Here is a 14,786-nt window from a genome sequence, read left to right on the forward strand (position 1 = left end):
TACGCCGAATGTCGCGATCAGAAGAGCTTAGCCGCGAGCAATTGCTCGACCGACAGACATTCCAGCTTCGGCTGCTGGATCAGTTGCACGACCTGAGCGATCCCCAGCAGATCGTGGCGACGGCCTTCGCCGCGCTGGGCCAGAAGCTGGGCGTGGGCCGCTGCGGCTATGCGACGGTGTGCGATGACGGCGCGACGCTTCAGATCGAGGCCGACTGGTCCCCCGCCCTCCCGGAACTCATGGGCCGGATACCGGGCGCGAAGCTGATCAGTGCGCCGTCGCTGGCGCTGCTGCGCGCTGGCGAGACGCTGATCATTCCCGAAGTCACCGCCGACCCGCAATCCGAGGGTGACGTCCCCGGTGGCGCCCAGGCGATGATCGTCTTCCCGCTGCTTCGCTACGGCAGGCTCGACGCGGTGGTGTATGTGCAGGAGCCTTCGCCCCGCGCCTGGACCGCGCAGGAGGTGACGCTGGTGCAGGATGTCGCGCTGCGCGTGCGTGACGCCTTCGACCGCGCGCGTGCGGAGGGGCAGCTGCGCGCCAGCGAGCAACGCTATCGCGAATTGTTCAACGCGATCGACATCGGCTTTTGCGTCATCAAGGTGCGCTTCGATCCCGATGGCCGGGCCAGCGATTATTGCATTCTCGAGGTGAACGATGCGTTCGCCGCGCAGACCGGCATTGCCGATGCACGTGGCCGCTGGATGCGCGACATCGCGCCCGATCACGAACAGCATTGGTTCGACCTATACGGCCGGATCGCCAAGACCGGCATTCCCGAGCAGGTGGAACTGCCCGCCACGACCCGCGACGGGCGCTGGCTGATGGTGAACGCCTACCCGCTCGACGCGCCCGAGGAGCATCATGTCGCGGTGCTCTTTTCCGACCTCACCCTGCGCAAGCGCACCGAACGCGCGCTGGAACGCAGCCGGGAGGAACTGGAGGCCGCCGCCGCCGCCGCTGATCTCGGCCGCTATGATTATCGGCCGCGCGAAGGACGCCTGACATGGGATGATCGCTGCCGCGCCTTGTTCGGCCTCTCGCCCGGCGTCCCGGTCAGCTACGACGGATCCTTCATGGCCGGCGTCCACCCGGATGATCTGGCGGGGGCGGTCGCCGCGGTGAACGCCGCGCTCGACCCCGCCGGGCCGGGCCGGTTCGCGGCGGAATATCGCACGATCGGCATCGAGGATGGCGTGCTGCGCTACGTCAGCGCGCATGGCCTCGCCTTCTTCGAAAATGGCGTTGCCACCCGCCTCATCGGCACGGTGCAGGACGTGACCCGCGACCGCGAGGCGACCGCCGCGCTGCGCGAGGTGAGCGAACGCCTGCGCCTCGCCAGCCGGGCGACCAACGACGCGATCTGGGACTGGGATCTGCGAACCGATCACGTGACCTGGAACGAGGCGCTGCACGCGGTCTACGGCCACCCGCCGTCAGAAACGGAGGAGACCAGCCAGTGGTGGCTGGACCACATTCATCCCGACGACCGCGCCCGGGTCTATGCCAGCATCCATCTGGTGATCGACAGCCAGGGCACCGACTGGTCGGACGAATATCGCTTCCAGCGGCAGGATGGCAGCTACGCCGACGTGCTCGACCGCGGCTATCTGATCCGCGACGGCGATGGCGCGCCGATCCGCATGGTCGGCGCGCTCCTCGACGTGACGGCGCGCAAGGCGACCGAGCGCCTGTTGGAGCAGGAACACCAGCGGCTCGTGCACGAGATCGAGGAGACCACGGCGGAGCGTGACCGCGCAGAGGAGGCGCTGCGCCAGTCGCAGAAGATGGAGGCGGTCGGCCAACTCACCGGCGGCCTGGCGCATGATTTCAACAATCTGCTGACCGGCATTTCGGGCGCGCTGGAGATGATGCAGGTGCGCATCACGCAGGGCCGGGTTGCGGAGCTGGAGAAATATTCCGTCGCCGCGCAGGGTGCGGTGCGCCGCGCCGCGGCGCTCACCCACCGGCTGCTCGCCTTTTCGCGCCGGCAGACGCTCGATCCCCGCCCGACCGACGTCAACCGGCTGATCTTCGATGTCGAGGAACTGATCCGCCGCACGGTCGGCCCGCATGTCGAGGTTGAAACCGCCGGCAAGACCGGCCTGTGGACGACCTTGGTCGATCCGAACCAGCTCGAAAACGCGATCATCAACCTGTGCATCAATGCGCGGGACGCCATGCCCGACGGCGGGCGTATCACGATCGAGACCGCCAATTGCCGCCTCGACGATCGTGACGCACGGGAGCGTGATCTCGCGCCGGGCGAATATGTGTCCATTTCGGTCACGGATACCGGCACCGGCATGCCGCCCGATGTCGTGTCACGCGCTTTTGACCCCTTCTTCACCACGAAGCCGATCGGCGAGGGAACGGGCCTTGGCCTGTCGATGATCTACGGTTTCGCGCGCCAGTCGGGCGGCCATGTCCGGATCGACACCGAACTGGGCGCGGGCACAACGATGTGCATCTACCTGCCGCGCCATATGGAGGCGCCGGATGTGGAGGCGGCGCAGGCCGGAACCGGATCGTCGATGCTGGAACAGGATGCGCAGGCGGATGCCGGCTGCATCCTCGTCGTCGATGACGAACCCACCGTGCGCATGCTGGTCGTCGAGGTGGCCGAGGATCTCGGCTATGACGTGCTGGAGGCGTTCGACGGCCAGAGCGCGATGCGCATCCTGCAGGCGCATCCGGGCATCGACCTGCTGATCACCGATGTCGGGCTGCCCGGCGGCATGAACGGGCGCCAGATCGCCGACGCGGCGCTCAGCCTGCGGCCCACGCTGAGGGTGTTGTTCATCACCGGCTATGCCGAAAATGCCGTGATCGGCAGCGATCAGCTCGCGCCCAACATGGCGCTGGTGACGAAGCCATTCGCGATGGATGCGCTCGCCGCGCGGATCCGCGAGATCATGGACTGATCACCCGCCGACGCGCACGCGGGCAGCATCGCCGCGCGTCGGCCGGGATTGCCGTCAATCCTTCTTGGCGGTCAGATGCTTGCTGAGATGCTTGTTCATCTCGAACATGCTCGCCGATTTCTTGCCGAAGATCTTCTCCAGCTTGTCGTCGGCGTTGATCTGCCGCCGGTCCTTGGCGTCCTGCAGGTCATTCTTCTTGATATAGTCCCAGACCTTGCTGACCACTTCGCTGCGCGGCAGGTCGGTCTTGCCGACGATCTCGGCCAGTTCGGCGGACGGGGTCACGGGCGCGGTGATGCCGCCGCGCGCGCCGCCGGCCGACTTCCCGGTCGACTTGACCTTCTTCTCGGCCGCCTTGGTTTCGTCCTTGCCGCGTTTTTCCGCCGTACGGGCCATGATATTCATCCTCCTCTGCCACCCACCGCGCACTGGGCGGCGGAGCCACCGTCCTTAAGCGCCATCGCCCTTCATGGTTCCCTGTCGCTGGCGAGCGGCAGCCCCGGCGTGGCTGGCGGGCGGCAGGACGATGCGCATCCTCGCTGCGGTCGCGGGAACGCCGCGCCGCGCCGCCCGTTCGGTGAACCTCACTACAGCGGATGCAACCACCCGGCATGCGCCCCCGATCCGAAGCGGAGATTGCCGTAATGACTCCGCGCGCCGACGTGCCCGCCCCGACGCTCAGCATCGCGGAGGCGAGCGCGGCGGTGGCGGAGCTTCTGGCCGACGCGAACGTCATCGTCGCCGTCGCCGACGAGACTCGCGCGCTGGCGTTGACGCGGATGGTCGCGGCGCTCGTCCCGGATGCGACCACCATGTTCTGCCCCGGCAGTGACGCGCTCCCCGGCGACAATGCCCCTGCCTCCCCCGCCAATGTCGGGCAGCGCGTGTCCGCGCTCCGTGCCATACGCCGCGCGCTGGAGGCGGAGGCGCCCGGCCGGATCGCGCTGATCACGTCGGGCGAGGCGCTCGCCCGCGCCTATCCGGCGCCTGCCGCCTTCGACGCCGAGCCCCCTTCCGTCGCCGTGGGTCAGCCATGCGATCTGGCGCAGTTGCACGACGACCTGCTGTCGCTCGGCTATGTCGCCGACGAACGCGTCGACGAGCCTGGCGAAGTCGCGCTGCGCGGCCAGGTGCTCGATGTCTTTCCCGCCGACAGCGACCTGCCGCTCAGGATCGAGGTCGTCGACGGCGTGATCGCCGGCATCCGCGGCTACGACCCGGCGGACCAGCGCAGCACCGACGAAATGGAACGCCACGAACTCGGCCGCGTGATGGAGCCGCCGCTCGACGGCGATCGCACGACGCTGCTCGATCACCTTCCCGGCGCGCTGGTGGTCGTCACCGCCGCGGCCGACGAGCGTCGCCGCCGCCTGCTGCTGCTCAGCGCGGATACGGCCAAGCGCGGCAGCCGCCGTGCTCCCGCCGACATGATCGCCGATGCCGCCTGGCAGAAGGCGCTGGCCGCCCGCGACGCTGCATCGCTCGACCGCGCCGGCGAGCCCCCCGCCCGCTTCGTCGAACAGCGCGCGCCGCTCGCCGCCTTCGCCCGCGCCGCGCAGGCCGCCATTGCCGACGGCGAGCGCGTCGTCCTCATCGGTGGCGAGCGGGACGTTCGTTTCCTCACCCGCCGCATCGAACAGCGGCTGAAGCTGACGGCCGAGGCGGTGGCGGATTGGGCCGGGGTCGGCGCCGCCGCGCCGGGCACCCTGCTGACCCTCACCGGCCCCGCCGACCAGGGCTTCCGCCGCGACGGCGTGCTCGCCATCGCCGCCGCCGACCTGATCGGCAGCCGGGCGGAGCGCGAGGACGGCAGCGCGCACCGCGTCGACCTGTCGCTGGTCCACAGCGCCGAGATCCGCGTCGGCGACACCGTCATCCATGAGGATCACGGCATCGGCGTCGTCGACGGGATCGAGCCGCTGCCCGCCGGCGAGGGGGTCGGCGGCGACACGATCAAGCTCATCTACGCCAAGGACGCCGTCCGCCTCGTTCCCGTCGCGGAGGCTGACCGCCTGTGGCGCTACGGCGCGGAGGACGACGCCGTCACGCTCGACACGCTCGACGGAAAGAGCTGGCACGACCGCCGCGGAGAGATTGCGGCCGCCATCGCCGAAACCGCGCGCGGGCTGACCGAACTCGCGGAGAAGCGCGCCACCCGCACCGCCCCCGTGCTTGATCCCCCCGTCGCCGCCTATGAGCGGTTCGCCGCGGGCTTCCCCTTTTCCGAAACACCCGATCAGCTCGCCGCGATCGAGGCGGTACGCAACGACCTTTCCTCCGGCCGCCCGATGGACCGGCTGGTCATCGGCGACGTCGGCTTCGGCAAGACGGAGGTCGCGTTGCGCGCCGCCGCGCTCGCCGCGCTCGCCGGCAAGCAGGTGGCGATCGCCGCCCCCACCACCGTTCTCGCGCGCCAGCACCTCGAAAGCTTCACGGCACGGTTCGAAGGCACCGACGTGGTCGTCGCCGGCCTGTCGCGCCTCACCAGCGCGGCCGACAAGCGCCGCGTGAAGGCGGGGCTCGCCGACGGCAGTATCCATATCGTCATCGGCACCGGCGCGGTCGCCGGCAAGGGCGTCGCCTACAAGGATCTCGCGCTCGTCATTATCGACGAGGAACAGCGTTTCGGCACCGCCGACAAGAACAAGCTACAGGCATTATCCGCCGGGCATGTGCTGACGCTGTCCGCCACCCCCATCCCGCGCACGCTTCAGGCGGCGCTCGTCGGCCTGCGGCAATTGTCCGTCATTGCGACGCCCCCCGCGCGGCGCCAGCCGATCCGCACCGCCGTCTCCGCCTTCGCGCCCGAGACATTGCGCGCCGCGCTGCTGCGTGAGCGCGCGCGCGGCGGCCAGAGCTTCGTCGTGGTCCCGCGCATCGCCGACATGGCCCCGCTCGCGGAGAAGCTCGCCACGCTCGTTCCCGAGCTCGAGATCCTGCACGCGCATGGCAAGATGCCGGCCGCCGACATCGACGACACGATGGTCCGCTTCGGCCATGGCGACGGCGACGTGCTGCTCGCCACCAACATCATCGAGGCCGGGCTGGACGTGCCGCGCGCCAACACCATGGCGATCATCCACGCCGACCGGTTCGGCCTGTCGCAGCTTCACCAGTTGCGCGGCCGCGTCGGGCGCGGGCACCGCCGCGGTCAGGTGCTGCTGTTCACCGAGGCTGACGATGCGATCGCCCCGCGCACGCTGAAGCGGCTGCGCACGCTGGAGGCGTTCGACCGGCTTGGCGCTGGCTTCGCGATCAGCGCGCGCGATCTCGACATGCGCGGCGCTGGCGACCTGCTCGGCGACACGCAGGCCGGGCACATGCGGCTGATCGGCGTCGAACTCTACCAGCAGTTGCTCGAGGACGCGCTGCGCACCGCGCGCGGCGAGACGGTGGAGCGATGGACGCCGGACCTTCGCCTCGGCATCGACGGCCGCCTGCCTGCCGAGTGGATCCCTGACGAGGATCTGCGCATCTCGCTCTACGCGCGCCTCGGCCGGCTGCGCAGCGATGCCGATCTCGACGCCTTCGAGGCGGAGTTGGAGGACCGCTTCGGCGAATTGCCGGAGGAAGCGGCGCTGCTCCTGTCGATTGCCCGGGTGCGGGAGCGCGCTCGCGCACTGGGCATCGCCCGGATCGACGCTGGCCCAGCCGCCATCGCCCTCACCCCCCGACGCGACGCACCGCCCGCGCTGGGCGAGATCGACGGCCTTGTCGAAAAGGATGGCCGCCTCCTCCTCAAGGAGCCGCATGAGGATGCGGCCGAGCGGCTGGAGCGGCTGGCGGCCCTGCTCGCCTGACCGCTGGCGAGGCGGCCGGTCCGGCGATCAGGCGGCGGCGGCGCGCGTCGGCCGCCGCCGGTCGAGCAGCAGCGACACCGCCCAGATCGCCAGCCCGCCCAGCGCCAGCGCCATCCCGACCCACCCGGTCGAGGTCCAGCCAAGCCCCGCGCTGATCGCCATCCCGCCCAGCCACGGCCCCAGCGCATTGGCGACGTTGAACGCGCTGTGGTTGAGCGCGGCGGCCAGCATCTGCGCCTCGCCCGCCACGTCCATCAGCCGCGTCTGGAGCACGCTGCCCAGCCCGCCGCCCATGCCGATCAGCACCACCACCCCCAAGATTGACCAGCTCTGCTGCGCCGCCATCGGATAGAGCGACAGCGACAAGGCGCTGAACGCCAGCGTCAGCCCCGCGGTGGTCATCAGCGCGCGGTCCGCGCCCCAGGCGCACAGGATCGTGCCCAGCGTCATGCCGACGCCAAACAGCGCCAGCGCCACCGGGATCAGCCCCGGCGCCCCCGTGACCGCGGTCATGGTGGAGGCAAGGTAGGTATAGACGCAGAACAACCCGCCAAAGCCGATCGCCCCGGTGGCGAGCGTCAACCACACCCGCCCGTTGCGCAGCGCGCCCAGCTCCCGCATCGGATTGGCCGTACGATCGGCCGGGGTGCGCGGCGCAAAGGCGAACAGCATCACCGCGGTCGCCACCGCCAGCAGCGCGACGATGCCGAAGCCCCAGCGCCAGCCGAGCGCCTGACCGACTACATTGGCGAAGGGCACGCCAGCGACGGTCGCCAGCGTCAGCCCCAGCATCATGCGCGATATCGCCTGGCTGCGCCGCTCGTGCGGCACCATGCCGGCAGCGACCAGCGCGCCGACCCCGAAAAAGGCGCCATGCGGCAATCCGCTGAGGAAACGGAACACCAGCATCCAGCCAAGGTCGGGCGCCAGCGCCGACAGCCCGTTGGCCAGCGCGAAGAAGCTCATCAGCGCGATCAGCAAGGTACGCCGCGCCATGCGCGCGCCCAGCACCGCCAGCAGCGGCGCACCGACGACAACGCCCAGCGCATATGTGCTGATGACATGCCCCGCCGTCGGCTCGTCGATCCCCAGCCCGCCGGCGAGCTGCGGCAGCAGGCTCATCGAGGCGAATTCGGTGGTGCCGATTGCGAAGCCGCCCATCGCGAGCGCCAGCAACGCCATGGGAACGTTGACGTGATGCCCGGCGGCGGCATTGGCAGGATGCGACATCCTCAGGCCCCGCACGCGGCGCAATGGCAAATGGCAATGGACACGCGGGCCCGTGACGGCGGCTGCATGCTGTTCTCCGATGGGGATGTTGGCCGGGCTTCGCCAGGCGTCGGGCACTTCACCGTGCGTCTGCCGCCCGATTATCGTCATGCTGCACTGCAAAATCAACGCCGCCTGCCGGATCGCCATGGCTCAAGCCGCCTCGGCAATTCCCCGCGCCTGTGGAACGCTCGCCTGTCCAACCGGTTCGTCTGACACACAGGGATGGGATTGATGACGCAGGCGACGATCGATGGGGATGGGCACCGGCAGCCGACCGGACAGGATCACGGACATGCAGCAACGCGTCCCTGGGCGATCCCCGCGGGCGGCTGGAAAGACGTTGCGCTGCGCAGCTGGAAGGAATCCGGGCAGGACAATATCAGCCTGATCGCGTCGGGCGTCGCCTTCTGCGCCATCCTCGCCATGGTGCCGATGCTGGGCGCGGTGGTGCTCAGTTACGGTCTGATCGCGACCCCCGACACTGTGCTCGCCAATGTCCGCTCGCTCACCTCGGTCATGCCGGCCGAGGCTGCCCGGCTGATCGGCGAGCAGCTTGCCAATATCGTCAGCACGTCGGACGGGAAAAAGGGCTTTGGCCTCCTCATCGCGCTGGCGATCGCGCTCTACGGCGCCATGAAGGGCGCGACCGCGATCATCACCGCGCTCAACGTCGCTTATGATGAGGAGGAGACGCGCGGCTTCATCCACCTCAACCTCGTGGCGCTCGGCATCACTGCCTGCGCCGTGCTGGTCGCGGTGCTCGCCATCTTCTCGATCACCGCCATGGCGGCTGTCGAGACGCTATTTCCCGAGCTTCCCGCCCCGCTCGCCTTCCTCGCACGGCTGATACCCTATCTGCTGATGGCGGTGGTCGGCTCGGCAGCCGCCGCCAGCCTGTATCGGTTCGCGCCCAACCGCAGCCACGCGCGCTGGGTCTGGCTCACACCGGGCTCGGTCCTCGCCGCCTTGTGCTGGGTGCTGATGACCTTTGGCTTTGGCATCTATGTCGCGAATTTCGGCAGCTATGACGCAACCTATGGCTCGCTCGGCGCCGCGGTGGTGACGCTCACCTGGCTGTATCTGTCGGCCTATGTCCTGCTGCTCGGCGCGGAGTTCAATTGCGAGCTTGAACGCCAGACGGCGCGCGACACCACCACTGGCCCGGAACAGCCGCTCGGCAGCCGCGGCGCGTTCGCTGCCGATACGGTGGCCGAGGGGCCGGAGGCGCAATCCGCCCCCGGGCTCGCCGCCCACCAGCAGCCCGCGCCCCCTTCCGCCGCAGCGAAGCCGGCCCGCGCCGCCCCACCCGCGCCGGGGATGCGCCAGAGCCTCCTCGCGGCGGAGGGCACCAATCGCGCCTTGCGCATCGCGCGGGTTGGAAAGGCCGGTCTTCTCCCCACCGCGCTTGCCACTTGCGGCCTCGCGCTGATCGGGCGGCGTGACAAGGCGGCACTGGGCGTCACGCTTCTCGCCACGTCGGGCGGGTTGCGCTGGATCACGCGACCCAAGGCAAAGCCGGCCGCGCGGGGCAGCGCACGACGCTGACCCCGCCGGCTGATCCCGCCGGGCTCAGGCCTTGCGCAATTCCTCGGGCTTGTGGATCGCCTCCTTGCCCGACTTGTCGCTCTTCACGCGATATTGCGGGTCCTTTTTGGTCGCCTTGGCGACATGCCCACCGGCTTTGGCGGTCGATGTCTCCTTGCGCACGACCTTGCCGTGCGTCTCGCCCTGCGGCGTGTCCCATTTCACGTGATCGCCGGACGTGAAGGTCTTGTCGGTCATGCGCCGCTCCTTGGCAGTGATGAGCGGCAAACGCGCCGCCCGGCATCCGTCTCCCGCATGCGTGCGGGCGCTGCGCCGTTTTCAAAGGCCGTGAACCGAATGCCTGACCAAAGGTTCTCCCCTGCGACCGGGGCGCCCGCCCCCTTTGCCCGATCGAGGAGTGCGTCGACCATGGATCAAACCGCGACATTGGACCGCACCATCGCCCGAAAGGTCGCCGCCCGGCCGATCGGCACCGTCTCGATCCACCTGACGATCAACGGCACGCCGCATGATCTGGCGGTCGAACCCTGGACGACGCTGCTCGATCTGGTGCGCGAAACGCTCGCCCTGACCGGCTCCAAAAAGGGCTGCGACCACGGCCAGTGCGGCGCCTGCACCATGCTGGTCGACGGCAAACGGATCAATTCCTGCCTCAAGCTCGCCGTCACCCTCGACGGCAGCGAGATCACCACGATCGAGGGCATGGGCAGCGCCGACAGCCTCCACCCGCTGCAGGCCGCCTTTATCGAGCGGGACGCCTTCCAGTGCGGCTATTGCACCCCGGGCCAGATCTGTTCGGCGCAGGGCCTCATCAACGAAGGGCAGGCGCGCAGCCGCGACGATGTGCGCGAATTGATGAGCGGCAACATCTGCCGCTGCGGCGCCTACACCAACATCGCCGACGCGGTGCTCGACGTGCTCGGGCAGGAGAAGCAGGCATGATCCGCTTCGACTATGCCCGGCCCACGGCGGTCGCGGAGGCGGTGCGCGCCGCGGGGGACCAGCACGCCGCGTTCCTCGCCGGCGGCACCAACCTCGTCGATCTGATGAAGGAGAATGTCGCCCGGCCGCTCCACGTCATCGACATCAATCGCCTGCCGCTGGATCAGATCGAGGAACGGGAGGACGGCGGCCTGCGCCTCGGCGCGCTCGTCACCAATGCCGACACCGCCTACGACCTGCGCGTGCGACAGCATTATCCCCTGCTGTCCTCCGCGATCCTCGCCGGCGCCTCGCCGCAGTTGCGCAACGCCGCCACCAATGGCGGCAACCTCAACCAGCGCACCCGCTGCTATTATTTCTACGACGTCGACACGCCCTGCAACAAACGCAACCCCGGCGAGGGCTGCGGCGCGATTGGCGGGGTGAACCGGATCCACGCGATCCTCGGCGCCAGCCCGCAGTGCATCGCCACCCACCCCTCCGACATGTGCGTCGCGCTCGCCGCGCTGGAGGCGCAGGTACAGGTGACCGGCCCCGACGGCAGCCGCACCATCCCCTTCGCCGACTACCACCGCCTGCCCGACGATGAGCCGTGGCGCGACAACACGCTACGCCCCGGCGAACTGGTGACTGCGATCGACCTTCCGGCCGAGCGCTTCACGCACAATTACACCTACCTCAAGCTGCGCGATCGCCTGTCCTACGCCTTTGCGCTCGTCTCGGTCGCGGTGGCGATGCGGCTGGAGGACAATGGCCGCATCGGCGACGTGCGCATCGCGCTCGGCGGCGTCGCGCACAAGCCCTGGCGCCGGCGCGAGGCGGAAGAGGCGATCCGCAATGAGCCGCCGGGCGAAAAGGCGTTCGACACCGCAGCCCGCGCATTGCTCGCCGGCGCCCGCGGCCAGGGCGACAATGACTTCAAGATCGATCTCGCCCGCCGTGCGATCATGCGCGCGCTCGCCCAGGCCGCGGCCGGCACGCCGCAGTCGCAGATCGACAAGCGCATCGCCTGAGGAGCCGATACGATGACCAGCAACGCATCCCCCGCTCCCGCCGCCCCGGTCGGCATCGGCACCGCCCTGTCGCGCGTCGACGGCCTCGCCAAGGTGACCGGCACGGCCAAATATGCAGCCGAATATCACGTCCCCGGCCTGCTCTACGGCGTTGCCGTCTCGTCGCGCATCGCCAAGGGGCGGATCACCGCGATCGACGAGGAGGCGGCACGCGCCGTCCCCGGCGTGGTCGACATCATCACCCACAATAACCGCCCCAGACAGGCATGGCTCGACCGCAACTGGAAGGATGAACTCGCCATTCCGGGCGACCCGTTCAAGGCGCTGCACGATGCCGAAATCCTCTTCGCCGGCCAGCCGATCGCCGTGGTCGTCGCGGAAAGCTTCGAGGCGGCGCGATATGCCGCCAGCCTCGTCGACGTCTCCTACGAGGAACAGGCGCACAACGTGGATTTCGAGGCCTCGCTGGCGGAGAAATTCCTCCCGCTCCCGCTGCGCCGGCGCAATTCCTTCCACCCGCCCAAGAACCATGGCGACGCGCAGGCCGCCTATGATGCCGCCCCGCTGAAGCACGCCGCGACCTATCATCTCGCGACCGAGCATCACAATCCGATGGAGATGCACGCCTCGACGGTCGAATGGCACGGTGACGGCACGATCACCGTCTATGACAAGACGCAAGGCTCGCAGGGCGTCCAGGCCTATCTCGCCAGCGCCTTCGGCCTCGGCAAGAAGAACGTCCGCGTCGTCAACGCTTATGTCGGCGGCGGCTTCGGCTCCGGCCTGCGCCCGCAATGGCAGGTGCAGCTCGCCACCATGGCCGCGATCCACCTCGAACGATCGGTTCGCGTGGTCATGACGCGCGCGCAGATGTTCACCCACGCGCATCGCCCCGAATGCACCTATTCGATCCGGCTCGGCACCGATGCCGATGGCAAGCTCAGCGCCGTGCTCGGCGACGCCACCACCTCCACCTCGCGCTTTGAAAGCAACATGGAGGATATCGTGACCTGGGGCATGATGAATTACGCCAGCCCCAACATCCACGGCGAATATACGATCGCCCCGCGCGACACCTATACCTCCGCCGACATGCGCGCGCCGGGCGCGGCGACCGGCATGACCCTGTTCGAGATCGCGGTGGACGAAATGGCCTATCGCGCGAAGGTTGATCCGCTCGAATTCCGCCTGCTCAACTATTCCGACATCGACAATATGAACCGCACGCCCTTCACGTCGAAGGCGCTGCGCGAGGCCTATCGCGAGGGCGCGGCACGGTTCGGCTGGGAACGCCGTTCGCCAGAGCCCCGCTCGATGCGCGACGGGCGCGAACTGATCGGCTGGGGCGTCGCGACCGGCATGTGGGACGCGCAATTCTCCAAGACCGCCGCCTCGGCAAAACTGAGCGCCAACGGCGATCTCGAGGTCGCAAGCGCCACGTCGGACATCGGCACCGGCACCTATACCGTCATGGCGCAGGTCGCCGCCGACACGCTGGGCCTGCCGCCGGAGCGGATCACCGCCCGGCTCGGCGACAGCGACCTGCCGACCGCCCCCGTCCAGGGCGGCTCGTGGGCCGCGGCCTCGACCGGTGCCGCCGTCCAGCTGGCGTGCGAGGCCGTGGCGAAGCAATTGTTCAAGGCGGCGCACAAGCTGAAGGACAGCCCCTTCGCCCACGCCTCCTTCGATGACGTGACCTGCGCCGACGGCGAGCTTCGCCTGCGCGACGGCAGCGCCGCCATGCCCTTTACGGAGATCATGCGCGCCGCTGGCCTCCCCTCCATCGAGGTCGAGGAAACCGCGACTCCGGGGGTCGGCGACATGATCTCGATGGCGCGCAAGTCACGCAACACGCACAGCGCGATCTTCTGCGAGGTGCGCGTGGACGAGGAACTCAACCAGGTCCGCGTCACCCGCGTCGTCAACGCCGTCGCCGCCGGACGCATCATCAATCCCAAGACCGCGCGCAGCCAGATCCTGGGCGGCGTCGTCATGGCGATCGGCATGGCGCTGCATGAGGAAACCTTCGCCGACCGCCAGCTCGGCCGGTGGATGAACCACAACCTCGCCGAATATCACGTGCCCGCCCATGCCGACGTCCATGACATTGACGTGATCTTCGTCGACGAACCCGATCCCGAGGTGACGCCGCTCGGCGTGAAGGGCCTCGGCGAAATCGGCATCGTCGGCACCGCCGCGGCGATCGCCAACGCCATCTACCACGCCACCGGCAAGCGCATCCGCTCGCTCCCGATCACGATCGACAAATTGCTCGCCGCTGACGCCGACTGACAACGGCAAGCGGGCCTGACCCATCCGTCGGGCCCGCTCCTGCCCGCGCGTGACCACATCCCGCCCATCACCGTGAATGATCCTCGGCTGGACCGCAGCGCCCCGGGCGGCAGTCGCGCGTGTTCGCCTCATGCCGCAGGCGCTGCCGGGGGATATGCTCGCACTCCCGCTATGCGCGGCAGTCGCCGCGGCTTAGCCCCACCCTCTGGCCGATCATGACGGTAGCAGCCCTTTGGTAGCCGCCGCCGAGCGCCCCATGGGTCTCGCGCGTCGCAAAACGACCGTCGCGCGCATCGCTCTTATGGTCCGCCATCAGGATTATCGAATGGGCGCAGCACAATTGTCGGACAGGGATGATCTACCGTCGCTGACTTAGATCTATGTGAAGGCGCGGCAGGCGCAGCAAAGGAAAGCCCCGAGGCCGGGTGACGGCTTTCGGGGCTTCGTTGTGGGTGGCGGCTGGAAGTGGCCGCTGACATTGTTTGGTCGGGGATGGTGTTTGCCTGTATATTTTCACGAGGCGCCACTATCCCGACCTCATACACCGGTTCACCCGATCGCGTGAAACAGAGACGGTGAAGCTATTCACCTCGTCGGGGCATCCCTGGATGGGCCTCACGGCTCTGATAACCTACCGATTACCTGCCCTTATTGTAGCCGCCGCTTTGGCCGTCAGATACGCACCTTCTAAGCGCGGCTGTGCTGCCGGTATGGTGCATATCCTACAGGACGCACGCTAAAGTCGACAAGGAGACTGTCGACAAGCGGCGGCGCAGATACGAAATCACTTCTTCGGACCCTCTTTCCACGCGAAGGCTATGCTTGTCACACCAGTCGGCGTATTTGGTCTTACTACCCTTGTTGATCGACTTGTTGGGATAGCTTTCGGGGAAGGCGACGCGTTCCTTGCTCGCGTCAATGGCTTCCAGTCAACAATCGTTGAGGGTCATGCCGCTCATGCGACACCTCCGAGCGCTATCACCAGCTTCCGCACGGCC

Annotated in this window: 10 protein-coding genes; 7 read left to right on the top strand and 3 right to left on the bottom strand. The window is 68.5% G+C overall.

Going from position 1 to position 14,786, the window contains the following annotated elements:
* The first annotated feature begins 8 nt into the window (after positions 1-8).
* The gene (locus XM50_RS17830; RefSeq protein ID WP_046411344.1) at positions 9-2,924 is read left to right on the top strand and encodes a PAS domain-containing protein; all 2,916 of its coding nucleotides are present in this window, start codon (positions 9-11) and stop codon (positions 2,922-2,924) included.
* A 54-nt stretch (positions 2,925-2,978) separates the two neighbouring features.
* Here XM50_RS17830 and XM50_RS17835 read toward each other — a convergent pair whose 3' ends face one another.
* Positions 2,979-3,320, bottom strand: coding sequence for an SWIB/MDM2 domain-containing protein (locus XM50_RS17835; protein WP_082103179.1), 342 nt, complete (start codon positions 3,318-3,320; stop codon positions 2,979-2,981).
* Positions 3,321-3,568: 248 nt separating this feature from the next.
* Between XM50_RS17835 and XM50_RS17840 the strand changes: the two genes are divergently transcribed.
* On the top strand, positions 3,569-6,724 hold the full coding sequence (locus XM50_RS17840; protein ID WP_231622015.1) for a TRCF domain-containing protein: 3,156 nt from the start codon (positions 3,569-3,571) through the stop codon (positions 6,722-6,724).
* 27 nt (positions 6,725-6,751) lie between these two features.
* On the opposite strand, the gene XM50_RS17845 is transcribed toward XM50_RS17840, so the two are convergent.
* Entirely contained in the window at positions 6,752-7,954 is a 1,203-nt protein-coding gene (locus tag XM50_RS17845) for an MFS transporter (protein WP_046411346.1), read from the bottom strand.
* Positions 7,955-7,984: 30 nt separating this feature from the next.
* Between XM50_RS17845 and XM50_RS17850 the strand changes: the two genes are divergently transcribed.
* Positions 7,985-8,209: a hypothetical protein gene (locus XM50_RS17850; protein WP_046411348.1), complete on the top strand. Its 225-nt coding sequence runs from the start codon at positions 7,985-7,987 to the stop codon at positions 8,207-8,209.
* A gap of 18 nt (positions 8,210-8,227) precedes the next feature.
* The gene (locus tag XM50_RS17855) at positions 8,228-9,541 is read left to right on the top strand and encodes a YihY/virulence factor BrkB family protein (protein ID WP_082103279.1); all 1,314 of its coding nucleotides are present in this window, start codon (positions 8,228-8,230) and stop codon (positions 9,539-9,541) included.
* 24 nt (positions 9,542-9,565) lie between these two features.
* Here XM50_RS17855 and XM50_RS17860 read toward each other — a convergent pair whose 3' ends face one another.
* Complete coding sequence (locus XM50_RS17860; RefSeq protein WP_046411946.1) at positions 9,566-9,778, bottom strand: DUF2945 domain-containing protein; 213 nt, start codon at positions 9,776-9,778, stop codon at positions 9,566-9,568.
* 171 nt (positions 9,779-9,949) lie between these two features.
* Between XM50_RS17860 and XM50_RS17865 the strand changes: the two genes are divergently transcribed.
* From XM50_RS17865 to XM50_RS17875, 3 genes are read left to right on the top strand one after another with little or no spacing between them, the layout of a single operon-like run.
* Positions 9,950-10,483, top strand: coding sequence for a (2Fe-2S)-binding protein (locus tag XM50_RS17865; protein WP_052742646.1), 534 nt, complete (start codon positions 9,950-9,952; stop codon positions 10,481-10,483).
* Positions 10,480-11,496, top strand: a complete 1,017-nt coding sequence (locus tag XM50_RS17870; protein ID WP_046411349.1) for an FAD binding domain-containing protein — start codon at positions 10,480-10,482, stop codon at positions 11,494-11,496. The genes XM50_RS17865 and XM50_RS17870 overlap by 4 nt, the downstream gene beginning before the upstream one ends.
* 12 nt (positions 11,497-11,508) lie before the next feature.
* Complete coding sequence (locus XM50_RS17875) at positions 11,509-13,788, top strand: xanthine dehydrogenase family protein molybdopterin-binding subunit (RefSeq protein WP_046411351.1); 2,280 nt, start codon at positions 11,509-11,511, stop codon at positions 13,786-13,788.
* The last annotated feature ends 998 nt before the right edge of the window (positions 13,789-14,786 follow it).

This window comes from Sphingomonas sp. Ag1 (genome assembly GCF_000980895.1).
GTDB lineage: Bacteria > Pseudomonadota > Alphaproteobacteria > Sphingomonadales > Sphingomonadaceae > Sphingomonas > Sphingomonas panaciterrae.